The sequence below is a fragment of the Aeromonas sp. 604443 genome, assembly GCF_049170315.1.
In the GTDB taxonomy this organism is placed as follows: domain Bacteria; phylum Pseudomonadota; class Gammaproteobacteria; order Enterobacterales; family Aeromonadaceae; genus Aeromonas; species Aeromonas veronii_A.
Window position 1 is genome coordinate 24,744 of record NZ_JAAKMI010000016.1, and the last position, 21,706, is coordinate 46,449.

Consider the following 21,706-nt stretch of genomic DNA (forward strand, 5'->3'; position numbering starts at 1 on the left):
GGCGTAATCAGATGGTTGGCTGACAGCTTCGCCAAGGGCCGAGCCGGACCAAACGTGGTAGGATAGGGGAATTCTTTATATCGGACGGTCCATTGGCGGCTGTTCGCCCAGTCCAAGGTATTGCTCATGGTCAAGATCACGCTGGTATCCCTGCTGCATTCACACACCGCCACTTACCCTGTTTACCCAGTCTCCTTGCTGACCTCCTTGTTGGAGGGCCATGAGGGAGAGGTGTGGCTACCTGCCCGCAAGGGGGGCGACATTACCCATCTTCGCAAACATGCTAAAGGGGCTCGCGCCCGCGAGCTGGCAAATCTCGATGCCGGTTGGTGCGATTTTATATCTGGTCAGGAAGGGGCGACTGCGGAGCTGGATGCGCTGGCCAACTACGACACCGAGATGATGGACAACTTGCAGATGTACTGGCATAGCGCGGGCAAGATCAACAGCCCGATCACAGATAATTTGTTCGAACTTCGTCGCGAAGTGGTGGATGAGGCCCATGGCGAAAAGCTTGCCGCTCTCTGGGAGCAACAACAACAGCAGCGATTTGAGCAGTTGATGAAAAGTGCGGCTGACGGTCGGGATCAACTCTGTTTCGTCGAAGTAGAGTCTGCCTACTGGCTGCGACAGAAGTTGAGCGAGCAACCTGATGTAGAGCTGATCACCCCGACCTTTTAATCCGGTCTGGAAGGTGGGTGAAACGTTTTATTCGCCGCCCTGCTCTATCCTTATGAGCGTTGCTGTTTCCCCGACGGGAGTCAGGAGGCGGCAAGCTGGACAAGCTGACCACAAGATGTGAACATGGCGCCCTTTATCGAGAGAGAGACTTGGCCAATGAGCTATGAACTGAGCGACACCGAGCGCAATGCCGCGCTGCAACTGAACGCTGACTACCGTTACGATCACTTCATCAGCAAGCTGGTCGAGCATGAAGAGCTGTTCGTCCTGACTGACGAGCATGGCGTCATGATGCTGACCACCGACGATGAAGATTGCATCCCGGTATGGCCGCACCCGGAGTACGCCAAGGCGTGGGCCGAAGGTGAGTGGGCAGATTGCAAACCACAGTCCATCACCCTCAAGGTGTGGCTGGAGCGGTGGATTGACGGCATGGAGCAGGATGAACTCTGTGTAGCCGTGTTCCCGACTCCGGATCAGGAAGGTATCGTGCTGGAGCCGGCCGATGTGGCTGATGCCATCGCCCAGAAGCAGGCCAAGCGCGGCTGATCACCGAGCTATTTGCAACATCGGTTGCCAACAAAGACCCCGCTATCTGGCGGGGTCTTTGTTTTAGGTCTGTTTGCCAAATGAGTTGTCGCTATCAGGGCTGGCGATAGGTGGTGTCGATGATGGGCTCGGCCGGGAAAGTCTTGCCACTCTTGATGGCTGCCCTGGTCTCGGATTTTAGCTCTTCATCGATCCACAGCAGACCGCCATAGCTGTAACCGCTGTTGTCGCCACCGAGTGGCCAATAGAGCTGCTCGCTCTTGGGCGTTGCTGGTACTTTTGGCAGTTTGACCCAGCGCCATGCCCCTTCCCGGGTGTAGGGCACCTGATATGCAGGCACGAAGCTGGCCAGCTCATAGAGCCGCTGCTGGATCTGCCGTGACAGGGCCGCTTTTTTGGCAAAGTCGAACTCCTTGTCATACTGCTCCACCAAGGCTGTGATGGCGTCGTCATCGATGTTCATGATGTTGTTGGTCTGGGGCTTGTTGGCGTTGACCTTGTGGAAGAACTCCCAATAGGCGGGATAGCGGCTACCCGCCCAGGCCATCCAGGCGCTCTGGTGCTTTTTCTCCAGCATCGATTTGAAACCGGCCGATGCATCCATCAGGTTGAGCTCCAGATTAAGCCCCGCCTTTTTGGCCTCTTCCCGCAGCAGTGTGAGCCGCTGGGCGTGCTCTGCGGTGGTGTAGGTGATGGCGAGGGTCAGTGACTGCCCCTTGTCGTTTTGCAAAATCCCCTGCGGCCCCACTTTGTTAAAGCCTGCCTTGGCAAAGTATTCCCGTGCCAGTTGGGGATCGAACGGACGGGCCTTGATCTCGCTGTTGGTAAACTCCCCCTGACCTGAGCCATAGCTGTTGAGGCGTTGGTAATCCCCCCGCAGTAGGGTAGCGAGCATTCTGTCGAAATTGAGGGCATGCTGGATGCCGAGGCGAACATCGAGATTGCGCAGCAGCGGATCGGCGGTGTTGAGATAGAGCCCCATCGGCGGTTGCGGGGTCTGGTTGTAGAACCAGCGCCGCTCGATATACCCCTTCTCGAACTCGGCGGTGTTGGTCTTGTCGTGCCACCAGTTGGGGATCACCAGCGGGAAGCTGTCGAGATCGCCGCGCAGGAAGTGCTGCCAGGCGATGTTCAGAGCCCTGAGCACCTTGATCTCGATCCGCGCAGGATTGAAGCGATGCTGGAAGTAGCGCTCGTCATCCCCCCACCAGTTTTCAATCCGCTTGAAGGTGACCGATTTGCCCTTTTTCACCTGATCGATCTGATAGGGACCGGTGACCGGCAACACCTTCCAGTTGTACTCCTTGACCCAGTTGGCGGTGAGCTTGATGGCGTGGCTCGGCTCCGGGCTGATGGGCAGCGATTCGAGCAGATCCTGGCGGCTCTTTTCGGTGCCGCTGGTGATGGCCAGGGTGTGATCATCAAACTTGGTTATGTCTGCTATCTGGGTGCTGTAGTAGTTGTTGTACCAGGGGTCGTTGATCTCCTTGCTGCGCATCATCTTGAGGGTAAAGAGCCAGTCATCGGCGGTGACCGGTTGGCCATCTGACCAGCGTGCCTTGGGATTGATGCGAAAATAGAGGGTCTTGTTGTCGGCGCCGAAGGCCCACTCGTTTGCCAGCATCGGCATGGGGTTGCCGGTGACGGGATGAGTGCTCAGCAGTGGCAGGTTGGTTTCCCGCACGTAACCGGCAAAGCCGCCGTTGGAGTCGGGGCCATATTTGCGCAGGGTCAGGGGGAAGCTGGTCATAAAGGTGCGAAAGGTGCCGCCGCGCTTGGCGGCCGGATCGGCATAGAGAGGATCCTGGTTGTTGCTCTCCCACTTCAAGTCAGCGGGCAGCGTGGCACTCCAGCCAAACGGGCTCCAGCACAGGGTCAGGGTGATGGCGGTGGCGCGAATGATAGGGGAGAGTCGGCGCTCCCCGGCGATGATGGTCGATGGCATGTCCTTGCTCTCCTGAAGTCTGCTTCCTGCAGATCACACACTGGTGATGTCAGTCCCGATGGGGACTGGCTCATCATGGAAATTTTATCCTGTCAGGTCAATGAAATAGCGTAAATGGGCAGGCGCTCATCATGTCGCTCTCTGTGGTTTGAACCAGCGCAGTCGGCTACCCAGCAGATGGACCACAAAGCCGAGCAGCACCAGAGCTGAGCCCAGCCACTGCAAGGGTGTTGGATGTTCATCGAGCAGCAGCGCTGCCGTGACCATGCCGACACAGGGGATCAGCAGGGAGAGCGGTGCCACCTGCGCCACCGGATAGCGCATCAGCAGTCGTCCCCACAGGCCGTAACCCAGCCAGGTCGCGACATACGAGAGATAGAGCACGCACAGCAATCCCTGCCAGCTGAAGTCGCGCAGGCTGCTGGCCATCAGCTCCGGCCCTTCGAACAGCCAGGAGAGGGCGAAAAATGGCAGGATGGGCACCAGACCGCCCCAGGCGATCAGGCTCGGCAGCGTGGTCTGGTAGCGCAGACCAATCTGGCGATTGATGACGTTGCCAAGGCCCCAACAGGCGGCGGCACACAGCGTCAGGACAAACCCTAACAGGGTCAGGTTGCCTTCACCGTGAGTGGCGATGAGATAGAGGCCGAATCCCGCCAAGGGCAGCGCCACCCAGTGGTGGGATTGCCAGCGCTCCCCCAGCCAGATCATTGCAAAAAGCAGGGTGAATACCACCTGGGATTGCAGCACCAGCGAGGCCATACCTGCGGGCATGCCGAATTTCATGGCACTGAACAAAAATGCGAATTGACCGAGGCTGATGGCGCCGCCATAGGCCAGCAGCCAGCGCCAGGGCATGGCAGGTTTGGGTACCAGCAAGATGGCGGGGAAGACCACGCCGATAAAGCGCAGCGCACCCAGCAGCAGTGGGGGGATCCCCTCCAGCCCCCACTTGATGGCCACGAAGTTAAGCCCCCAGCAGAGGATGACCAGAGCGGCCAGAAACTTGTCTTTGGTGTGCATGCGGTGTCCTTCGGTCTGTGGCCTCTGCCATGAGAGGCCAAAAGAGGACGAGCATACCCCCGCCAGGGTGGGCGCCGTCAAGCCGACCGGCGGGGGAGCAACCCGGCAACGGGGGCCAGGTGCGATTCAGGCAGAGACGCAGTGCACTGTGATGCCGCGTGCGGCCAGGGTGGCCCGCATGGGGGCGGGCAGGGCATCGTCGGTAACCAGCACGTTGATCTGGCCCGGCGCGCCAAGCTGGCTCGGGTGGATGGCGCCAAATTTGCTGCTGTCGGTGATCACCACATTGGTCATCCCCTTGGCCAGCACGCTGTTGACCACGTCGGCCCGCATCATGTCGCGGCCGGTAAAGCCCATCTCGGGATGAAAACCGTCGACCCCGATAAAGGCCTTGGAGAAGTGCACCTGCTCGATGCAGAGGCGCGTGAGCGGCCCCACCACGCTCTCGCTCTGATGCTGGAACAGCCCGCCGAGCAGCACCACCTGAGCCGGGGTATCTTTGAGCAGATGGGCGATATAGCTGCTGATGGTGATGATGGTGACCCGTTTGTGCAGGGCCAGATGGCGCGCCAGCATGGCGTTGGCACTGCCCCCTTCGATAAAGACCGTCTCGCCATCTTCCACCAGCTGGGCGGCCCGCTCGGCGAGGCGCTCCTTGAGCAGGTAGTTGATGTTCATCCGGGCATCGGGGTCATCGGTCTCCAGCGCCATGGCCGAGCCGTGTACCCGTCTGAGCAGTCCCTGTTTCTCCAGCGCGGTGAGGTCGTTGCGCACCGTCACCTCAGACACACCTGTGTGTCGGGAGAGTTCACTCACGCTCATCTTGCGAGCCTGATGGACCAGAGTGAGGATCAGTTGGTGGCGTGGATTCATGGTGCGCTCGCATGCAAGGTGGTGGATAGCGGAAAGCCACCCGAGGGTGGCTTGCCAATCATATGACGTCACAGGCGCCATGGGGAGCGCCCCGTCAGAGACTGTGCTCGGTGCGGGCGATGATATCATCTTGCGCATCCGGGGATAAGGCGGTGAAGAAGGCTGAATAGCCCGCCACCCGTACCACCAGATCCCGGTATTGATCCGGATTGGCCTTGGCTGCCAGCAGGGTTTCCCGCGAGACGATGTTGTACTGCACGTGCCACCCCTTGTGCACCTCGAAGAAGGTGCGCAGCAGGCTCATCAGCTTGGCCTTGTCCCGCTCGTTCTCAAGGCTCGCCGGACTCAGCTTCTGGTTGAGCAGCACCCCGCCGAGGATGGCCGCCGTGGGCAGCTTGCCGATGGAGTTGAACACCGCCGTCGGGCCGAGACGATCCGAACCCGACGAGGGGCTGGCCCCTTCCGCCAGCGGCGTGCGGGCGTGGCGGCCATCCGGGGTGGCCATGGTGGCGGCACCGAAGGGGACGTTGGCCGAGATGGAGGAGGTGCCGGCATAGTAGGTGCCGCCGATGGGGCCGCGGCCGAAGCGGGTGTTGTGCAGCCCCTTGAGCTCGTCGATGTAGCTCTGGTAAGCCTTTACCAGCAGCATGTCTACCTCATCCAGATCGTTGCCATATTTGGGGGCGGCATTGGTGAGGCGCTGGCGCAGCTGCTCCCCCGCCAGTCCTGAAAAATCTTGCTCGAGTGCTTCGGCCAGCTCTTGCTGATCCACTATCCCCTGTTCGAACACCAGTTTCTTTAGGGCAGCCAGGCTGTTACCAAGGTTGGCGATCCCCACCTGCAGACCTGAGACCCAGTCATAGACGGCGCCCCCCTCCTTGATGGTCTTGCCGCGCTCGATGCAGTCATCCACCAGGGCGCTGCAGAGGATGTCATGGGCTTGAGCCTCCAGCACGCTGTCGACCACGCAGTCGATCTCGATGGATTTGCGGGTGAAGTAGCGCACCTGCTCATCCCAACGGGCCATCACCTCGTCAAAGTTGCCAAAGGTCCCTTCCCGCAGCGACTGGGATTGGGGCAGGAAGACCTTGCCGGTGGTGGCATCGCGGCCACCATCAAGGGAGGCCAGCAGGATGCGGGCGAAGTTGATAAAGCTCATGCCGGTGCAGCGGTAGCCCCACTTGCCGGGCACGGCGGTCTCGATGCAGCCGATGGCGGCGTAGTGGTGGGCATCCTCCACGCTCACCCCGAGCTTGATGAACTCGGGGATCACCACTTCGTCGTTGTTGAAGGCGGGCATGCCAAAGCCGCAGCGGATCACCTGAATGCAGGCGTCGAGGAAATCCTCGCTCATCCCGGCATGGTAGCGCACCGAGAGGTTGGGTTGGGTGGATCGCAGCTGGCCGCAGGACTCCAGAATCGCGTAGGAGAGGCCATTGATCGCGTCATGGGCACTGCCATCCCGCCAGTTCTGGCCGCCGATGGTGACGTTCTGATAGAGCGGGTTGCCGGCGGAGGCTTTGGAGTGGGTGCCGGAGCGGATCTTGTTCACCTCCAGCAACTTGAGCCAGCACCCTTGAAGCAGCTCGATGGCGCGCGTCCGTGGCAGGGATTCCGACAATTCCACCTCGCGGCGATACCAGGGGTAGAGATATTGATCCATCCGGCCGAACGACACCGAGTGGCCATTGGATTCGATCTGCAGGATGAGCTGGATAAAGTAGCAGAGCTGCAGTGCCTGCCAAAAGGTCTCGGGGGACTGGTGGGCGATGTGGGCGCAGTTGAGCGCGATGGTCTCAAGCTCGTTTCGGCGCTCGGGGCGAGATTCTTGTGCTGCCATGTCACGGGCAAAGGCAGCGTAGCGCCCGATGTGAGCGCTGACCGCATCCAGAGTGATGGCGACGGCGTGCAGGAACTGCTCGCGCTGCAGATCGGCCCAATCCGCCAAATCCAGCCGACTGCGGCGCTCGGCCACCTTGGCCTTGAAGCCATCGAGACCCAGCGTGAGCAGCTCCTCATAGTTGACCGCGAGGTGGGCATCCCCCGAGGTCATGTTGCCCTCGGCCTTGATGATGCCGCTCTCCAGCAGCGCTTTTTGCTCGTCGGTAAAGAGGCCGAAGCAGCGATCCTGCACCGTCTGGCCGCGCCAGAAGGGGGTGAGGGCGTGGATGATCTCCTTGTCGGTTTCGCTGACTGCAAAACCGGCGCCGGGACGGTCTGCCAGCTCGTCGACCTCCTTCTCAATCCAGCTCACCGTGTATTCGGGAAAGAGCGGCGCCGCCCGTACCTGACTGGCCTGATTGCCGACGATCAGCTCGTCGTGCTTGATCCAGATGGTGCGCTCCTTGAGGTGATGAGCCAGCGCCAGGGCGCGGCGCACCGGCAGCGGCCGGGCGAGATGAGCCTGATAGGCCTCGGTGTAGTGGCGGGCACGCTCGGTGCAGACCGGCGGCTGAACGATGTGGATCAGGCTCTCTTTGTGGGCGCGGATCCGCGGGCTGAGGGTATTGAGGTCGAGCTGGGTCATGATCTTATCCTCTGGTCACAGGGGTCAGCCCCTGACGTTGGGCGTATGCATGGGCAAAGTGGAGTAAATCGGGGTCCTCGAGCGGTGTCTCTGGCGCCTGATAGGGCAGATCCAGCAGGGCATATTTGCCCATCCCCAGGGTGTGGTAGGGGAGGAAGTGGATCTCCTGTACCGTGCCGAGGCTGGCAGCGGTGTCGGTGATGGCGCTGATCGATGCGCGGTCGGCATTGAAGCCGGGAATGAGCGGCACCCGGATCTGCATCGGCACGCCGTGCTCGGCGAGGCGTTTGAGGTTAGCGATGGGCAGCTCCACCTTGCCGCGGGTCCAGTGGAAGAAGCGTTCTTTATCAACGTGTTTGAGATCCGCCAGCACCAGATCCAGTGAGGGGAGGCTTGGCTCAATCTGATGCCAGGGCACATGCAGGCAGCTCTCGACCGCGGTGTGCAGCCCTTCGGCCTTGCAGCGGGCCAGCAGGGACGCGGCAAAGTCGGGCTGCATAAACGGCTCGCCACCGGAGAGGGTGACGCCACCGCCGCTGTGCTCAAAGAAGGGGCGATCCCGCAGGATGGTGTCCATCAGGGTGTCCAGCGTTTCATCCCGGCCGCACACCTGCAGCGCTTCGCTCGGACAGAGGCCGCGCAGCCGTTCCATATCATCGGCCTTGAGGGCAGAACGCCTGAGCTGGATGCCATCGCTGTCACGCAAGATTGCCGGACAAGCCTGGCTGCAGAGCTGGCATCCCTCGATGCACTGGCGCCGGTCGAGTAGTATGTCCGGCTTGGGAGAGCGGCTTTCCGGGTTTTGACACCACCGACAGGCCAGCGAGCACCCCTTGAGAAACACCAGGGTGCGAATGCCGGGGCCGTCGTGAGTTGAATATCGTTGCAGGTCGAAAATCATACCGCCTCCTTTTGTATACGCATTTTATTTGCTTTCATTCGAAAGTTGATTTGATTTCGATCAAGCTATTTGCAGATGTTTTATCGCTAGAATGGTGATATATTGAACATCCCGTTAAGGAGTTAGAGATGGAGCTGTATCTCGATACCGCCGATGTGGCGGCAGTGCGTCGCTGGTCACGGATCCTGCCGTTGGCCGGTGTCACCACCAATCCTTCCATTACCGCCGCCGGGGGATTGCCGCTCTGTGAGCTGCTGCCCGCCTTGCGCGATGTGCTGGGGCCCAAGGCGCGCCTGTTTGCCCAGGTGATGGCCAAAACTGAAACCGAGATGGTGCGCGAGGCGTTCGCCCTGCGTGAGCTGGACCCGGATCTGGTGATCAAAATCCCGGTATGCGCAGAGGGGCTGGCGGCCATCAAGAGCCTGACCGCCAACGGTGTGCCGACTTTGGGCACCGCTGTCTATACCCCGCTGCAGGGTTGGCTGGCGGCGGTGGCGGGGGCAGAGTACGTGGCGCCCTACGTCAACCGGCTGGATGCCCAGGGGGGTGACGGCATCGCCACCGTGCAGGAGCTGCAACAGCTGCTTGCGCTGCACGCGCCGAACAGCAAGGTGCTGGCGGCATCGTTCCGTACCCCGCGCCAGGCGCTCGACTGCCTGCTGGCCGGTTGCCAATCCATCACATTGCCGCTCGATGTGGCCGAGCAGTTGCTGAACGTGCCGGCGGTGGATGCGGCATTGACGAAGTTTGATCAGGATTGGCAGCGCGCCTTCGGTCGCTGATTGCCTGATTGCAGTGACAGATGGGGGAGGGTGAGGAGACGCAGGAGGGGATTGGGATTGACCGACTAGACTTGTAATAGGCAGTCAGATGCGCTGGCTGCCTTGCGATCTACCGGAGGTATCCCATGAGCGACCATCTGCTGCTCCCCCATGGTGAAGATCTGCGACGTGCGGTGCGCTGGCTCAGTGAGCACCACCAGTACGATATCGCCGCCATCGAAGAGGCCAGCCTGCGTTTCGATCTCTCGCCGCTGGATGAGGAGTTTCTGATCCGGCACTGGCTCGATAGCCAGCGCCAGTCGTGAGGACAGAGTTAGAAGAAGTTGGTGAGGTTGATGCCAAACTCTTTGGGGTCGACCGTGCACTCGATGCTCTCCTTCACACTCGATCTGGCCAGATCCAGCCACTGCACATCGAGGTAGTGGCGCTGGGAAGCGTGATAGATCACCTTGACCACCGGCTTGAGCGGCTGCTGCTCGTTGCGCTGCATCACGATGGCCAACCGCTGGTTTGAAAGCTGTACCAGCGTTCCCACCGGATAGACCCCCATGCATTTGATGAACTTGGTGACCAGTTCGGCATCGAAGTGCTGGTTGACTCCCTTTAGCAGAATGCGAAAGGCCTGGGTGGGTTGCATGCCAGCCTTGTAGACTCTGTCGGCAGTTACTGCGTCATAGACATCGACAATACCGCTCATGCGGGTATAGAGGGAGAGTTCATCCCCCTTCAGCCGCTGCGGGTAGCCAGTACCATCGAGCCGCTCGTGGTGGTTGGCGGCTACTTCCAGCATGGTTGGGGTGATGCCGGGGGTATTGCGGAGAATGTCGTAGCTATGCACCACATGCTGGCGCATGATGGCAAACTCCTCGTCGGTCAGCTTGCCCGGTTTGTTGAGCACCTCGTCCGGCGTCATGATCTTGCCCACGTCGTGCAACAGCCCTCCCAGAGTCAACTCCTTGAGCACGCTGCGCTCCAGCCCCAGATAACGGCCGAAGTTGGCCAGCAGAATGGCCACGTTCATGGAGTGCTCCATCAGGTAGGCATCCTTGGCGCGAATACGGGCCAGACAGAGCATGGCATCGCCGTGGGTGAACATGGTGTCCACCATCTCTTCGGCGACTTCGGCCAGCGGGGTGATGTCGATGGGTTCACCCGCTTTGAGGTGACGAATGAACTTGCCTTGCAGCTCGCGCGCTTCCTGATAGAGGCGGCGGATTTTAAGCTCCCGTCCTTCGCCGTTGGCACTGGCCCGGCGCCCTACCTGGGCGCTGTTGGCATTGAGATCGGGGGAGGTAACGGCGTCACTCTCGGCACTGCCCAGCTTGCTGCGGGCCAGATCGATGCGTACCGTGAGCACCCCCTGACGCACCAGATTGGCAATTTGCGCCACGCTGGTCACCAAGCCCATCTGGGCGATCTCCATCCCACCTGTCTGGCTGGCGATAGCAATGACATACATGCCGGGTTTCAGCTGGTTGACGGGAATGACGGGATAGGATGCTTGAGACTTCATGAGGGCTTCCTGACTCTTATTATTATGAGTATCGTTCGGATGGGTCACACCGGAGAAGTGTAACATCGGATGACCAGTTCGTCATAATTGGCAACCCCTTAACAGTGGCGTTGTCGCCCCCGCCCGATATAATGACGCCCCTTTACTTGTTGGACTCCGAGGTTGTGAATGCGGCTTGATAAATTTCTGTGCGATTGTTCCGATTTGACCCGCTCGCTGGCAGGCAAACTGATCCGTCAGGGTGAGGTCATGGTGGATGGCATTGTGGTCAAGCAGCCTGCCTTTCATATCAATGAGCAGAGCCAGATCGAGTTTGACGGCGTGCTGCTGACGCTGGAGCAGCGCAACCGTTATTTCATGCTGCACAAACCGGAAGGGTATGTCTGCTCCAACGAGGATCCGGATCACCCGACCGTTTTCTTCCTGATGGATGAGCCGGCGATGGGCAAGCTGCACGTGGTGGGGCGCCTTGACCTCGATACCACCGGACTGGTGTTGGTGACCGACGATGGTCAATGGTCCCATCGCATCACCTCGCCGCGTCGCGAATGTGCCAAAACCTATCACGTCTGGCTGGCCGACCCGGTGAGCCCGGATGCAATCGAGTTGTTCGCCGAAGGGGTCTACCTGCGCAACGAGACCGATAAAACCCGTCCAGCCCAGCTGGAAATTCTCGGTGAGTGCGAGGCCAGGCTGACAATTCACGAAGGCAAGTACCATCAGGTCAAGCGGATGTTTGCCTCCATCGGTAACAAGGTCGTTGGCTTGCATCGCGAGCGGATTGGCGGCCTGACGCTGGATGAGACGCTTGCTCTCGGTGAATACCGTGAGCTGACCGTTGACGAGATCGCCCTGTTCTGATCAAGCTTGTTGCCGGGTGTCAGTGAGTGCTGAAACCCAGCACCAGTGCCGTACCCAGGGTGGCAATCAGTGCCCCCACCCAGGCGGCAATGGATGGCCGCTCCCCCGAGTGCCACCACAACAGTGGCAGCAGCAGTACCGGCGTGGTGGAGGAGAGAATGGCCACCATGCCAACCTCGCCCTGCCGTAACGCAATCAGGATCAGCGTCATGCCTAGCGTCATCGCCAGGAAGCCATTAGCGATGATCATAGCTAGGACCCTACGGTTGATAGGGTTTAACGGACGTGCGATAGGCATTCCTGCCAGTTGCAAGCTGCAGTGTGCCAGCAACGCGGTGGCCATTCTGACCCCGGACGCGCTGACGGCATCGACATTGCCGCTCACCATCACAGGTTTGGCGATGATCACACCGAGACTCTGGCAAAGCGCAGCGGTGAGACCCAGCGTGATGCCTATTCCCAGGCCGCCACGGATCTGCTCCCACTCGTTATTGTTGCTGCGCCTGCCAAACAGGATCGCCAGCATCACGCCGACAAAAACCAGCAAGGCACCCAGCAAGCGCCATCCGGTCAGTGGCTCATTAAACAACCAGAGCCCCAGCATGGCTGAGAAGAGGGCATGACAGGAGAAGAGCAGGCCGCTGCGTCTTGGGCCCATCCTGTTCATGCAGGCATAGAGCGCCGTATCACCAATAAAAATGCCGATAAGTCCGGAGAGGGCGAGCAGTGGAAGTGTGCCGGCGGTGAGGGTTTGCCAGCCGCCGCTGAGCAGGCTGATGCTGCCGAGCATCAGGCTGACCAGAAACATGCGCCAGCGGCTGTAGGCAAATGCGCCGAGATGACGGGCCGGTTTGACCGAAATCAGCGCTGCAATTGCCCATAAACTGGCCGAGGCGAGGGCCAGCCACTCATAACCCATAAAAACTCCTGAAAAAAATCTCCCGAAAGACTCCATCTCCCGGGCAAGCCCGATACAATACGGGGCGTTTTCGGGGATAACAAGCGCGGCATCAGGCATTCATAAGGCGAGCCGTCGGCCTTCCCCCTCCTGCAGTAGTTTTATTCGAGGTTTTGTCATGAGGTCTGGTTTCTTCCCCACGCTGGCGCGACGCTGGCTCCCCCCCCTATTGCTTGCCGCGCTGGCCGTTCCACAGGCTCATGCAACAGCCGTTGTACAGCAGCCTCCTGTGGCCGACCGGCAGATGTTGGTCAAAGGCAATGGTGCCGAACCGGAATCCCTTGACCCGGCACTGGTGCGCTCCGGTTTTCCGGGGGAAGCCGTGTTGGTCGATCTTTTTGAAGGGCTGGTCAGTGAGGATGGCCAGGGGCATATCGTCCCGGCTCAGGCACAGCGCTGGGAGGTCAGTGAAGATGGGCTGGAGTGGCGATTTTTCCTGCGCCCCCAACTGAAGTGGTCCAATGGCGAGCCGCTGGTAGCCGCTGATTTCGTCTATGCCTGGCGCCGTCTGCTCGATCCGGCCATCAACTCCCCTTCTGCCGGATTGCTGTTGGCCATGGGGATCAACAATGCGCAATCCATCTATGCCGGCGCACTGGAGCTCGACAATCTTGGCATTGAGGCGCAAAGCGATCAGATCCTGAAAGTCACCCTGGAGCGGCCGGTTCCTTATTTTTTGCAGCTAATAAGTCAGCGTCCCTTTGTACCGGTCAATCGGCAGGTGATAGCCCAGTTTGGCAAACAGTGGACCGAGCCCGGCAAGCTGGTGAGCAATGGGGCGTATCGTTTGGCTAGTTGGGTGCCTAACGAGAGACTCGAAGCCGAACGCAATATCCACTACTGGGACGATCGCCACACTCGCATCGGGCGAGTCACCTACCTGCCGATCACCTCGCAACATGCGGAGCGGCTGCGTTATGAGGCCGGTGAAATCCAGCTGACCAACAAGGTCTCCCTCGGCTATTACCAGAAGATGAAGCGCGGATCCCCGGAGCGGCTCTGGGGCGTGCCGCTGTTTGGCACCTATCTCTATGCGTTCAATCTGAAGCGCCCCGAACTGCAGGATGTGCGGGTGCGTCAGGCGCTCTCCATGGCGGTTGATCGACAGCAGCTCATTGGATCGGTGAGCGGGCAGGATGAGCAGGCAGCATGGTCGCTGTTGCCGGAGATGCCGGGTTACCCCCGGGTGATATTGCCTGTGGCGCTTGAAGATATGCCAACCCGCCAGGCCAAAGCGGCAGCGCTGCTGTCAGCGGCCGGGTATAACAGTGCGAATCCACTCAAGCTGAGCATTACCTACAACAGCGCAGAAACCCACAAGCAGATGGCGATGGCCATTGCCGCCATGTGGCAGAAGCTGGGGGTACAGGTCACCCTCAGCAGTCTGGAGTGGGGCGCCTATCAGGTGGCCAAGGATAGCGGTGATTTCCAGGTGGCCAGAAGCTTCCTGTTTGGCGATTACGTGGAGCCATCAGCCATGCTGGGCAGCTTCCGTTGTCAAGATCTGCGCAACGAGAGCGGCTACTGCAATCCCGACTTTGATCTGATGCTGGAGCAGGCAGCCAATACGCTGGACAGCGCGAGCCGGGTTGAACTCTACCGGCATGCCGAACAGTTGCTGCTTGAGGAGGCGCCGATCCTCCCCGTGTATCATTACAATCAGATGAGACTGGTCGATCCCGCGCTGCGAGGGCTGCCCAGCCAGAATTTGAAAGGGACGATTGCCACCAAGGATCTCTATTTCAGCCCGCAGTGAGGAGCATTTCATGAAACTTGCCATCATTTCCGACATCCACGGCAGCATCATTGCGCTGGAGCGGGTGCTGACCCAACTTGACTCCTGGCAGCCGGATCACTATCTGCTGCTCGGCGATCTGCTCAACCATGGCCCGCGTAATCCTCTGCCGGAAGGGTATAACCCGGCGGCAGTGGCTGACAGGCTCAACGAGCTTGCGCCACAGATCATCGCGGTGCGGGGCAATTGCGATTCCGAAGTGGATCAGATGCTGTTGCGCTTTCCCATCACAGCCCCCTACAACCAGTTGCTGATCGATGAGCGGCGCTGGTTTGTCAGCCACGGTCATCTTTATCGCCCGGACGAGGTACAGCTACCGGCGGGTAGTCTGTTCATGAGCGGCCACACCCATGTACCTGTGCTGGAGTGGCAGGGGGAACGGATATTGATGAACCCGGGGTCAATCTGTTTCCCGCGCGGCGAGCTGCCAGCCAGTTATGGAAGCTATGAGGATGGGGTACTGCGCGTCAACGCGTGTGAGGATGGGCGGGAGTTGTTGCGCCTCGCGCTTTAAAACGGAGAGCAAAAATGCAAGGCCTGATAAGAGATGTCAGGCCTTGATACTGTAGGAGCGGGTGCCAGAGCGAGTATTGCCTTTGGCGTCATAGGTCAGGCTGTTGCGATCACGCAACTGACTCAGAAAGGTTGCCAGACGACGGTTGGAGACGATGCTCAATTCAAGCAAGCGACCGTTGATATCATTTTGTGCCTGGCAGGCATCCAGTTTTGCACGAAGCTGCGCCATCTCGTCGGGATAGGCTGCTAGCTGCAGTGCCAGTTCCGGCATCTCTGCCAGTGTCTTGTCCAGAGTTTCTATCGCAGCAAGCAACTGCTGTTTGCGCTCGGTCAGTGCAGGCAGGGCCAGTGCCTGATGCTGCTCGAGCAAGCTGAACTCCTCTTCCAGAATGCCTTGCATCTGGCTAAGGTAATCATCTTGGGTGTGCAGTAACGAAGGTAAGTCCATCATCCCAGAACTTTGTCCAGATTGGCCTCGAAACTGAACATCTTCTTGGCTACAGCGTCGCTGTTAACCTGATATTCGCCACTCGCGACGGCTTTTTTCAGTCGTTCAACCTTGCTCTCGTTGCCGGTTGAGGCGGTATTGAGGTTCTGTTGCATTTTTTGCAATTGTTGCGCCTCACTGGTCAAGGAGACGGAGTCCAGCTTGACAGTGGTCGCTTTGTTTTCGGGCGATGAGGTGACTGACTTGCTGCCTGTCCCTTGGCTATTAGCGGTATTTTGCAACCGATTATTCGCCAAGTTGTTGATATTGTTGATGGCCATTTTAGTTACCTTCGTCTGCTTTAAGATTTGCTTACCTGTTTATCGGTGCGGCAGGTCAAAACTTTAGAAAAAAAATTGTCAGGCTCCAGATATCAAAAAGTGACTGATGCGGCACCGACTGCTGTGACTTTACCTTCCACCGTTTTGCCGGAGCGAATATTGACGAGTTTGATGATCTCTCCGAAACTGCCATCTTGCAAGGCTCGGGCCATGGTTTTGATCTGGAAGTTGCTGTTTTCGGCTGTCAGGGTGACCTGATCCCCTTTACATATCACGCAAACCTGGCTCAAGCGGATGGGCTGTCCCGGTTTGATCTCCCGCTTGCTGCGTACCCCAATCAAAGGGGCCGGGTTGGTCAGATAGTCACCACGGATCAGGGTTTGATCCTGAAACGCCACTACCAGCTTGCTTTCATTCAGCAGATCCCCTTTGGCAATGGGGTCGGTGACAGTAACAAAGGGTTTTTGAATACTGACCCTTACCGGTAAGTAGACATCCCAGGGTTTTTCTTCCTCACACTTCATGTAAACAGTTGTATTACGACGAATTTCCATTTTTGCTGGCAAGCTGATGGTCAACAGATCATCGCAACGGGTTAGCGGGAGTCTCTCATCAAGGGTCGCGGCAGTGACCTCTGCTCTGGCATCCAGCGGCAGATCGAGTTGACCATAAACGAACTCTTGTGCCTGCTCTCTCAGATAGGTTGTGACATCCGAGGCATGGCTCGAGGATATGCTGCCAAAAAAGAGGCTGATGAGTAAAAGTCGGTTAATCATTTTCGCTCGTCGGTCGATAAGTTGTTCACGCATATCACCATATTTAACTATGATTGCTTCAGAATCTGTTTGTTGTCACATCGATAGTCTGACGCAATCCATCACGCATGCATGATTAATGCCAAGCGTTTTTAGGGAGTGTTTATGGCCAGTATCCTGGACTCGGTCAACCAACGTACCCAGCTAGTGGGGCAAAACCGGCTGGAATTGTTGTTGTTTCGTCTCAATGGACGTCAAAGATTTGGCATCAACGTATTCAAAGTGCGTGAAGTGTTGCAGTGCCCCCCCTTGACCGTGATGCCCAAGTTGAACTCCTGTATTCGCGGAGTGGCTCATATTCGTGGCCAGACTATCTCGGTCATCGATCTCAGCATGGCAATGGGCAAGCGCCCCATTGAAGATTTGAGCAAGTGCTTCATTATCATCTCCGAGTACAACCGCTCCATTCAGGGTTTTTTGGTGCACTCGGTCGAGCGCATCATCAATATGAACTGGGAATCTATCCTTCCTCCCCCCAAGGGGGCTGGTCGCATCAACTATATGACGGCGGTTACCGAGGTTGATGGCGAGTTGGTCGAGATCCTCGACGTTGAACGTATTCTCAACGAAATATCTCCGGTTTCTACTGAGGTCAGCCAGGAGCTGGTGGAGGCCAGTGTCGAGCATCCGACCTTGGGACGTCCCGTATTGGTTGCTGACGACTCTTCGGTTGCGCGCAAACAGGTACAGCGTGCGCTGGAGGCGATCGGAGTTGAATGCGTGCTGGCAAAAGATGGCCGCGAAGCATTGAACATGCTGCTGGAGATGACCAAAAATGGCCCTATCAAGGATCAGATTGCGCTGGTGATTTCCGATATCGAAATGCCCGAGATGGATGGCTATACATTCACTGCCGAGATCCGGAATAATCCCAATCTCAAAGATTTGCATGTTATTCTGCATACCTCGCTCAGTGGTGTATTTAACCAGGCTATGGTGCAAAAAGTTGGTGCAAACAACTTTATTGCCAAGTTCCAGCCTGATGAATTGGCCAAAGCCGTACAAAACGCACTCTAATTTAAAGAAGAACAGCTGCATGAAGACACTTTCGGATGACTTATACAAACAGTTCAGCAACTTTCTTGCGGTTCAGAGCGGGATCGTGCTGGGTGATAACAAACAGTATCTGGTGAAGAGCCGTCTTTCACCTTTGATGGCACAGTTTGGCATCGAGAGTCTGTCTGAACTGGTCACCCGTGCAATGAGTGTACGAGAGCGTGACCTGAAAATGGCGGTTGTTGATGCGATGACCACTAACGAGACCCTCTGGTTTCGTGATACATATCCGTTCCAGCTGCTGACCGACAAGATTTTTCCTGAATTGGGCAAAAGTGGTCGCCCTGTCAAGATTTGGTCTGCTGCCTCATCTTCGGGACAGGAGCCATATTCTATCGCCATGACGGCGCTGGAGCAGCAGATGAAGAAGCCGGGTACCTTGCCCGGTGGAGTGCAGATTGTCGGGACAGACATATCGACTACCATGCTGAATCAGTGCAAGGAAGGGGTATATGACAGTCTGGCTTTGGCACGCGGATTGTCGCCAGAGCGCAAGAAGATGTTTTTTGAGCCCTATGGTGACAACAAAATGCGGGTGGTAGAGCGAGTCAGAAAATTGACCACCTTTCGGCCGCTCAATCTGCTGGAGAGTTATAGTCTGCTCGGTAAATTTGACATCATTTTTTGCCGTAACGTGCTTATCTACTTTGCACCGGAAGTGAAGTCAAAAATCCTCAACCAGTTTGCATCCAGCCTCAATCCTGGTGGATACCTGATGCTGGGAGCGTCGGAATCGCTGGCGGGTTTGACTGACCGATTCGAGATGATTCGGTGCAATCCCGGAATTGTTTACAAGGTCAAATAACGTTGCAGCCCATGGTATTCAATGAGTTGTGATTGGTGACATTGTTATAAGAGAAGGAGGCACAGTGCCTCCTTCTCTCTTTATGGCTCCATTCTTATAGCTCAATTCGTGATGGCATTGCACCATGTTCCTATCTATCGCGCAGCAGATCCTTGCACTCCGTTTAAAGGCTTTTATAGCTAGGCTCGACGGCCCGCAGCATTTTGAAAATCGTCTGGCACATCTCTTGCAGGCAAAATATACCAAGCAGGAGGTGTGCTATGGCTTTTTCATTCGACAAGGCATTTGGTATCCATCAATACACGCTGGGTGTTCGCGCCAAGCGTGCCGAGGTGTTGTCCAGCAATATTGCCAATGCGGACACGCCAGGTTTTAAAGCAAGGGATATCAACTTTGCACAGGCATTGCAGGATGCCCAGCATAAACAGGGTTTTGGCCTGGTAACAACCAGTGAAAAGCACTTTGCCTTGAATATGGATGCCCCCGGTACTGTTCAATACCGCAATCCGTTGCAGCCTGATACGGGTGATGGCAACACGGTGGATGTGCAGCAGGAGCGGAGCGAGTTCTTGCGCAACAGTCTGGAGTACCAAACCTCCTTGGAATTTATGAATCGCAAGATCAGTGGCCTGCTTAAAGCCCTGAAAGGAGAGCAGTGATGAGTTTGTTCAAGGTCTTTGATATTGCCGGCTCGGCCATGAGTGCGCAGTCCGTGCGTCTCAATACGGTTGCCAGCAATATGGCCAACGCGGACAGCGTAAGCTCCAGCGTGGAAAACACTTACCACGCAAGGCGGCCAATTTTTGCCGCTCAGCTCGATCAGGCCATGTCAGATAAGCAGGGATCGGTCGGCGTTGAGGTGAAGGGCATTGTCGAGAGCAAGGCTCCACTGCTCAAGGAGTACAACCCTAACCACCCGATGGCGGACAAGGATGGCTTTATCTTCAAACCGAACGTCAACATGGTTGAAGAGATGGCTGACATGATCAATGCCTCGCGCAGCTACCAGACCAATGTACAGGTTGCAGATTCGGCCAAGAAGATGCTGCAGCAGACGCTCCAGCTTGGCAAATCCTGATAGGAGGGATGCAACATGGTCGACACCACAAACAGTGTGAACGGCATTGGCCGTACCACGACCCAGACCACAGGCACCACAACGACGCCGAAGAAAGAGCTGGATCAGGCTTCGTTTATGAAACTGCTGACCATGCAACTATCATATCAGGATCCCTTCAAGCCGGTGGACAATGCCCAGATGCTCTCCCAGATGGCTTCCATGTCTACCTCGGAGGGGATCAGCAGTCTGTCTACCCAGATGGGCAAGCTCAATGAGCAGATGATCTCCAGCCAGGCTCTGCAAGCATCTTCTCTGGTTGGCCAGAATGTACTCTTGCCCAGCAATGTGGGCTATCTGGACAAGGAGGGCCCTGTTTCCGGTGTCGTTCAGGTTGGCACGACCAATCAATACGCGGGTGTCAAGATTATCGTTGAAGACGAGGCGGGTCAGGTCATCAAGGAATTTAGCCTGGAAGGAGAACAGAAGGGCAATGTGGAGATCGCCTGGGATGGCACTGACAAGGCGGGCAACCGGGTCAAGCCAGGCAAATACGTGATCAAGGCCAGTGGCAGTGTGGATGGCAAGGCAGAAACTATTCCCACATACGCTTATGGCAAGGTCGACAGCGTTGCCCTGGGGAATGCAACAAATCCCACAATGCTTAATTTGAAGGGACTGGGGAGCACCCTGCTGAGTTCCGTCCTGCAAATATCAGGCACCAATCCAAACCAGACGGCTACTCCGTCAAAAACCACGTCGACAGCATCGATCTAAGGAGCTGGATATGTCATTTAACAATGCCTTGAGCGGTGTCAACGCGGCACAAAAAGACTTGAACGTCACCGCTAACAACATTGCGAACGTCAATACAATGGGCTTTAAAGAGTCCCGTGCCGAGTTTGCGGATGTCTACGCCAACTCCATCTTTGTCAATGCCAAGACTCAGGTCGGTAACGGTGTGGCGACCGGTGCTGTTGCCCAGCAGTTCCATCAGGGTGCGCTGCAATTTACCAATAACGCACTGGATTTGGCCATTCAGGGGAACGGCTTCTTTGTCACCTCTGATGGTTTGACCAACCTGGATCGCACCTACACCCGTGCCGGTGCATTCAAGCTCAATGAAAACAGCTATATGGTCAACAATCAGGGCCACTATCTGCAAGGCTACGAGATCAACGCCGATGGCACACCCAAGGCGGTCAGTATCAATGCGACCAAGCCGATCCAGATCCCTGATCGGGCGGGTGAGCCGATCAAAACCAGCAAGATTGATGCAAGTTTCAACTTGCCTTCCACCGCATCGCCCCTGCCTGCAGGTAATGGTGCGGGGGATGCCTCCACCTTTGACCCTAAGGATTCCAAAACCTACTCCTCATCCACCTCAGTGGTGATTTATGACTCGCTCGGTGAACCTCACACTATCACCCAGTATTTTGTCAAAGAAGCAGATCCAGCAGACCTGACCAAGCCAGCCAGCCCGACAGCTTGGCGCATGTATCTTTATCAAGGTGACAAGCCGGTCGATATCGTCGGAGGGGTGACGCCAACAATGGCCACAGGGTTGAATCCTGCACCTGCCGGTGCCCGAATTACCTTTGGTGCCGATGGTAAAATGATTACTCCGACCACACCGGCAAACATCCAAACGGAGCAGTTGGGGGCAGCAGGAGCGGGAATTATTACCAATGGTGCGGATCCTACCCAGCAGGTAGATATCACTTTCGGCACTGTGACCCAATATGCCTCACCGTTTGAAGTCAACAAGTTGTCACAGGATGGTTCCACTGTCGGCCGTTTGACCAAGGTCGAGATCACGCCGGATGGGATTGTCTCTGCAACCTACAGCAATGCCACCACCATCAAGGTAGCCATGGTGGCCATGGCCAAATTTGCCAACTCGCAAGGGCTGACCCAGGTGGGTGATACTTCCTGGCGGCAATCCCTGCTCTCCGGCGATGCTTTGCCGGGAACGCCCAATTCAGGCACCTTCGGTACCATCAAATCGTCGGCGCTGGAGCAATCCAACGTAGATTTGACCTCCGAACTGGTTGATCTGATCACTGCCCAGCGTAACTTCCAGGCGAACTCCCGCTCTCTGGAGGTCAACAGTTCGCTGCAGCAGACCATCTTGCAGATCCGTTAATTCCTCTCAGGCGACGGGGCACCTTGGGTGCCCCGTTTTTTTATCGTTCTCTACTGTCGAATGGCGTGGCATTCCCCTTCTGTTGGCATCCAAATTGCAGTTCTGCTGTCAGAGTCATCTGTTTGACGGAGAATC

23 protein-coding genes are annotated in these 21,706 nt (G+C 57.2%); 13 read left to right on the forward strand and 10 right to left on the reverse strand.

Translation table 11 applies throughout. From position 1 onward, the window contains the following. Nucleotides 1-126 precede the first annotated feature (126 nt). Together G5380_RS17990 and G5380_RS17995 are read left to right on the forward strand one after the other, a co-directional pair. A complete protein-coding gene (locus G5380_RS17990) occupies nt 127-681 on the forward strand; it encodes a hypothetical protein (RefSeq protein ID WP_421352961.1) in 555 nt (184 codons plus the stop codon). A gap of 156 nt (nt 682-837) precedes the next feature. Next, nucleotides 838-1,230, forward strand: a complete 393-nt coding sequence (locus G5380_RS17995; RefSeq protein ID WP_005344491.1) for a DUF2750 domain-containing protein — start codon at nt 838-840, stop codon at nt 1,228-1,230. Between the two features lie 94 nt (nt 1,231-1,324). On the opposite strand, the gene G5380_RS18000 is transcribed toward G5380_RS17995, so the two are convergent. The 5 genes from G5380_RS18000 to G5380_RS18020 form a co-directional block, all read right to left on the reverse strand. After that, entirely contained in the window at nt 1,325-3,175 is a 1,851-nt protein-coding gene (locus tag G5380_RS18000) for an extracellular solute-binding protein (protein ID WP_421352962.1), read from the reverse strand. 129 nt (nt 3,176-3,304) lie between these two features. Continuing rightward, nucleotides 3,305-4,198 (reverse strand): EamA family transporter, encoded by an 894-nt coding sequence (locus G5380_RS18005; protein ID WP_421263595.1) that lies wholly within the window; start codon nt 4,196-4,198, stop codon nt 3,305-3,307. 126 nt (nt 4,199-4,324) lie between these two features. After that, entirely contained in the window at nt 4,325-5,071 is a 747-nt protein-coding gene (locus G5380_RS18010) for a DNA-binding transcriptional regulator YciT (protein ID WP_216954124.1), read from the reverse strand. Nucleotides 5,072-5,165: 94 nt separating this feature from the next. Continuing rightward, nucleotides 5,166-7,598, reverse strand: a complete 2,433-nt coding sequence (locus tag G5380_RS18015; protein ID WP_421352963.1) for a formate C-acetyltransferase/glycerol dehydratase family glycyl radical enzyme — start codon at nt 7,596-7,598, stop codon at nt 5,166-5,168. A gap of 4 nt (nt 7,599-7,602) precedes the next feature. Next, nucleotides 7,603-8,499 carry a glycyl-radical enzyme activating protein gene (locus tag G5380_RS18020; RefSeq protein WP_421352964.1) on the reverse strand — a complete coding sequence of 299 codons (897 nt, stop codon included), beginning with the start codon at nt 8,497-8,499 and terminating at the stop codon, nt 7,603-7,605. Nucleotides 8,500-8,627: 128 nt separating this feature from the next. On the opposite strand from G5380_RS18020, the gene fsa reads away from it, so the two are divergent. After that, the gene (gene fsa, locus G5380_RS18025) at nt 8,628-9,281 is read left to right on the forward strand and encodes a fructose-6-phosphate aldolase (protein ID WP_421352965.1); all 654 of its coding nucleotides are present in this window, start codon (nt 8,628-8,630) and stop codon (nt 9,279-9,281) included. Nucleotides 9,282-9,406: 125 nt separating this feature from the next. Further along, entirely contained in the window at nt 9,407-9,586 is a 180-nt protein-coding gene (locus tag G5380_RS18030; RefSeq protein WP_216954119.1) for a hypothetical protein, read from the forward strand. 8 nt (nt 9,587-9,594) lie between these two features. On the opposite strand, the gene G5380_RS18035 is transcribed toward G5380_RS18030, so the two are convergent. Next, complete coding sequence (locus G5380_RS18035; RefSeq protein ID WP_216954117.1) at nt 9,595-10,794, reverse strand: HD-GYP domain-containing protein; 1,200 nt, start codon at nt 10,792-10,794, stop codon at nt 9,595-9,597. A gap of 168 nt (nt 10,795-10,962) precedes the next feature. Between G5380_RS18035 and rsuA the strand changes: the two genes are divergently transcribed. Beyond that, a complete protein-coding gene (gene rsuA, locus G5380_RS18040) occupies nt 10,963-11,655 on the forward strand; it encodes a 16S rRNA pseudouridine(516) synthase RsuA (protein ID WP_421208144.1) in 693 nt (230 codons plus the stop codon). Nucleotides 11,656-11,674: 19 nt separating this feature from the next. Here rsuA and G5380_RS18045 read toward each other — a convergent pair whose 3' ends face one another. After that, nucleotides 11,675-12,574 carry a DMT family transporter gene (locus G5380_RS18045; RefSeq protein ID WP_421352966.1) on the reverse strand — a complete coding sequence of 300 codons (900 nt, stop codon included), beginning with the start codon at nt 12,572-12,574 and terminating at the stop codon, nt 11,675-11,677. A gap of 157 nt (nt 12,575-12,731) precedes the next feature. Between G5380_RS18045 and G5380_RS18050 the strand changes: the two genes are divergently transcribed. Together G5380_RS18050 and yfcE are read left to right on the forward strand one after the other, a co-directional pair. After that, nucleotides 12,732-14,369, forward strand: a complete 1,638-nt coding sequence (locus G5380_RS18050; RefSeq protein WP_421352967.1) for a peptide ABC transporter substrate-binding protein — start codon at nt 12,732-12,734, stop codon at nt 14,367-14,369. Nucleotides 14,370-14,379: 10 nt separating this feature from the next. Next, nucleotides 14,380-14,922 (forward strand): phosphodiesterase, encoded by a 543-nt coding sequence (gene yfcE / locus G5380_RS18055; RefSeq protein WP_421352968.1) that lies wholly within the window; start codon nt 14,380-14,382, stop codon nt 14,920-14,922. A 36-nt stretch (nt 14,923-14,958) separates the two neighbouring features. Here yfcE and G5380_RS18060 read toward each other — a convergent pair whose 3' ends face one another. The 3 genes from G5380_RS18060 to flgA form a co-directional block, all read right to left on the reverse strand. Further along, nucleotides 14,959-15,375: a flagella synthesis protein FlgN gene (locus G5380_RS18060; protein WP_421352969.1), complete on the reverse strand. Its 417-nt coding sequence runs from the start codon at nt 15,373-15,375 to the stop codon at nt 14,959-14,961. Further along, entirely contained in the window at nt 15,372-15,692 is a 321-nt protein-coding gene (gene flgM, locus G5380_RS18065; protein ID WP_005344518.1) for a flagellar biosynthesis anti-sigma factor FlgM, read from the reverse strand. The genes G5380_RS18060 and flgM overlap by 4 nt, the downstream gene beginning before the upstream one ends. Before the next feature lie 92 nt (nt 15,693-15,784). Then, on the reverse strand, nt 15,785-16,468 hold the full coding sequence (gene flgA, locus G5380_RS18070; protein WP_216954405.1) for a flagellar basal body P-ring formation chaperone FlgA: 684 nt from the start codon (nt 16,466-16,468) through the stop codon (nt 15,785-15,787). 144 nt (nt 16,469-16,612) lie between these two features. On the opposite strand from flgA, the gene G5380_RS18075 reads away from it, so the two are divergent. From G5380_RS18075 to flgE, 6 genes are all read left to right on the forward strand, one after another. Then, nucleotides 16,613-17,524 carry a chemotaxis protein CheV gene (locus tag G5380_RS18075; protein WP_005344523.1) on the forward strand — a complete coding sequence of 304 codons (912 nt, stop codon included), beginning with the start codon at nt 16,613-16,615 and terminating at the stop codon, nt 17,522-17,524. Nucleotides 17,525-17,543: 19 nt separating this feature from the next. Then, nucleotides 17,544-18,368 carry a CheR family methyltransferase gene (locus tag G5380_RS18080; protein ID WP_005344525.1) on the forward strand — a complete coding sequence of 275 codons (825 nt, stop codon included), beginning with the start codon at nt 17,544-17,546 and terminating at the stop codon, nt 18,366-18,368. A gap of 260 nt (nt 18,369-18,628) precedes the next feature. Continuing rightward, on the forward strand, nt 18,629-19,027 hold the full coding sequence (gene flgB, locus G5380_RS18085; RefSeq protein WP_005344526.1) for a flagellar basal body rod protein FlgB: 399 nt from the start codon (nt 18,629-18,631) through the stop codon (nt 19,025-19,027). Then, nucleotides 19,027-19,446 carry a flagellar basal body rod protein FlgC gene (flgC, locus tag G5380_RS18090; protein WP_005344527.1) on the forward strand — a complete coding sequence of 140 codons (420 nt, stop codon included), beginning with the start codon at nt 19,027-19,029 and terminating at the stop codon, nt 19,444-19,446. Before flgB ends, flgC begins: the two co-directional genes overlap by 1 nt. Before the next feature lie 15 nt (nt 19,447-19,461). After that, the gene (locus tag G5380_RS18095) at nt 19,462-20,202 is read left to right on the forward strand and encodes a flagellar hook assembly protein FlgD (protein ID WP_216954111.1); all 741 of its coding nucleotides are present in this window, start codon (nt 19,462-19,464) and stop codon (nt 20,200-20,202) included. Nucleotides 20,203-20,212: 10 nt separating this feature from the next. Continuing rightward, on the forward strand, nt 20,213-21,571 hold the full coding sequence (gene flgE / locus G5380_RS18100; protein ID WP_421173084.1) for a flagellar hook protein FlgE: 1,359 nt from the start codon (nt 20,213-20,215) through the stop codon (nt 21,569-21,571). The last annotated feature ends 135 nt before the right edge of the window (nt 21,572-21,706 follow it).

Excerpts from the sequence above, each read along its gene's own strand:
- rsuA (WP_421208144.1), top strand. The coding sequence starts at position 10,963 with ATGCGGCTTGATAAATTTCTGTGCGATTGTTCCGATTTGACCCGCTCG.
- G5380_RS18050 (WP_421352967.1), top strand. The coding sequence starts at position 12,732 with ATGAGGTCTGGTTTCTTCCCCACGCTGGCGCGACGCTGGCTCCCCCCC.
- flgM (WP_005344518.1), bottom strand. The coding sequence starts at position 15,692 with ATGGCCATCAACAATATCAACAACTTGGCGAATAATCGGTTGCAAAAT.
- G5380_RS18000 (WP_421352962.1), bottom strand. The coding sequence starts at position 3,175 with ATGCCATCGACCATCATCGCCGGGGAGCGCCGACTCTCCCCTATCATT.
- G5380_RS18075 (WP_005344523.1), top strand. The coding sequence starts at position 16,613 with ATGGCCAGTATCCTGGACTCGGTCAACCAACGTACCCAGCTAGTGGGG.
- G5380_RS18030 (WP_216954119.1), top strand. The coding sequence starts at position 9,407 with ATGAGCGACCATCTGCTGCTCCCCCATGGTGAAGATCTGCGACGTGCG.
- G5380_RS18080 (WP_005344525.1), top strand. The coding sequence starts at position 17,544 with ATGAAGACACTTTCGGATGACTTATACAAACAGTTCAGCAACTTTCTT.
- flgC (WP_005344527.1), top strand. The coding sequence starts at position 19,027 with ATGAGTTTGTTCAAGGTCTTTGATATTGCCGGCTCGGCCATGAGTGCG.
- G5380_RS18020 (WP_421352964.1), bottom strand. The coding sequence starts at position 8,499 with ATGATTTTCGACCTGCAACGATATTCAACTCACGACGGCCCCGGCATT.
- G5380_RS18015 (WP_421352963.1), bottom strand. The coding sequence starts at position 7,598 with ATGACCCAGCTCGACCTCAATACCCTCAGCCCGCGGATCCGCGCCCAC.
- G5380_RS17995 (WP_005344491.1), top strand. The coding sequence starts at position 838 with ATGAGCTATGAACTGAGCGACACCGAGCGCAATGCCGCGCTGCAACTG.
- fsa (WP_421352965.1), top strand. The coding sequence starts at position 8,628 with ATGGAGCTGTATCTCGATACCGCCGATGTGGCGGCAGTGCGTCGCTGG.
- G5380_RS18095 (WP_216954111.1), top strand. The coding sequence starts at position 19,462 with ATGGTCGACACCACAAACAGTGTGAACGGCATTGGCCGTACCACGACC.
- flgE (WP_421173084.1), top strand. The coding sequence starts at position 20,213 with ATGTCATTTAACAATGCCTTGAGCGGTGTCAACGCGGCACAAAAAGAC.
- G5380_RS18005 (WP_421263595.1), bottom strand. The coding sequence starts at position 4,198 with ATGCACACCAAAGACAAGTTTCTGGCCGCTCTGGTCATCCTCTGCTGG.
- G5380_RS18010 (WP_216954124.1), bottom strand. The coding sequence starts at position 5,071 with ATGAATCCACGCCACCAACTGATCCTCACTCTGGTCCATCAGGCTCGC.
- G5380_RS18060 (WP_421352969.1), bottom strand. The coding sequence starts at position 15,375 with ATGATGGACTTACCTTCGTTACTGCACACCCAAGATGATTACCTTAGC.
- flgA (WP_216954405.1), bottom strand. The coding sequence starts at position 16,468 with ATGATTAACCGACTTTTACTCATCAGCCTCTTTTTTGGCAGCATATCC.
- G5380_RS17990 (WP_421352961.1), top strand. The coding sequence starts at position 127 with ATGGTCAAGATCACGCTGGTATCCCTGCTGCATTCACACACCGCCACT.
- G5380_RS18035 (WP_216954117.1), bottom strand. The coding sequence starts at position 10,794 with ATGAAGTCTCAAGCATCCTATCCCGTCATTCCCGTCAACCAGCTGAAA.
- flgB (WP_005344526.1), top strand. The coding sequence starts at position 18,629 with ATGGCTTTTTCATTCGACAAGGCATTTGGTATCCATCAATACACGCTG.
- G5380_RS18045 (WP_421352966.1), bottom strand. The coding sequence starts at position 12,574 with ATGGGTTATGAGTGGCTGGCCCTCGCCTCGGCCAGTTTATGGGCAATT.
- yfcE (WP_421352968.1), top strand. The coding sequence starts at position 14,380 with ATGAAACTTGCCATCATTTCCGACATCCACGGCAGCATCATTGCGCTG.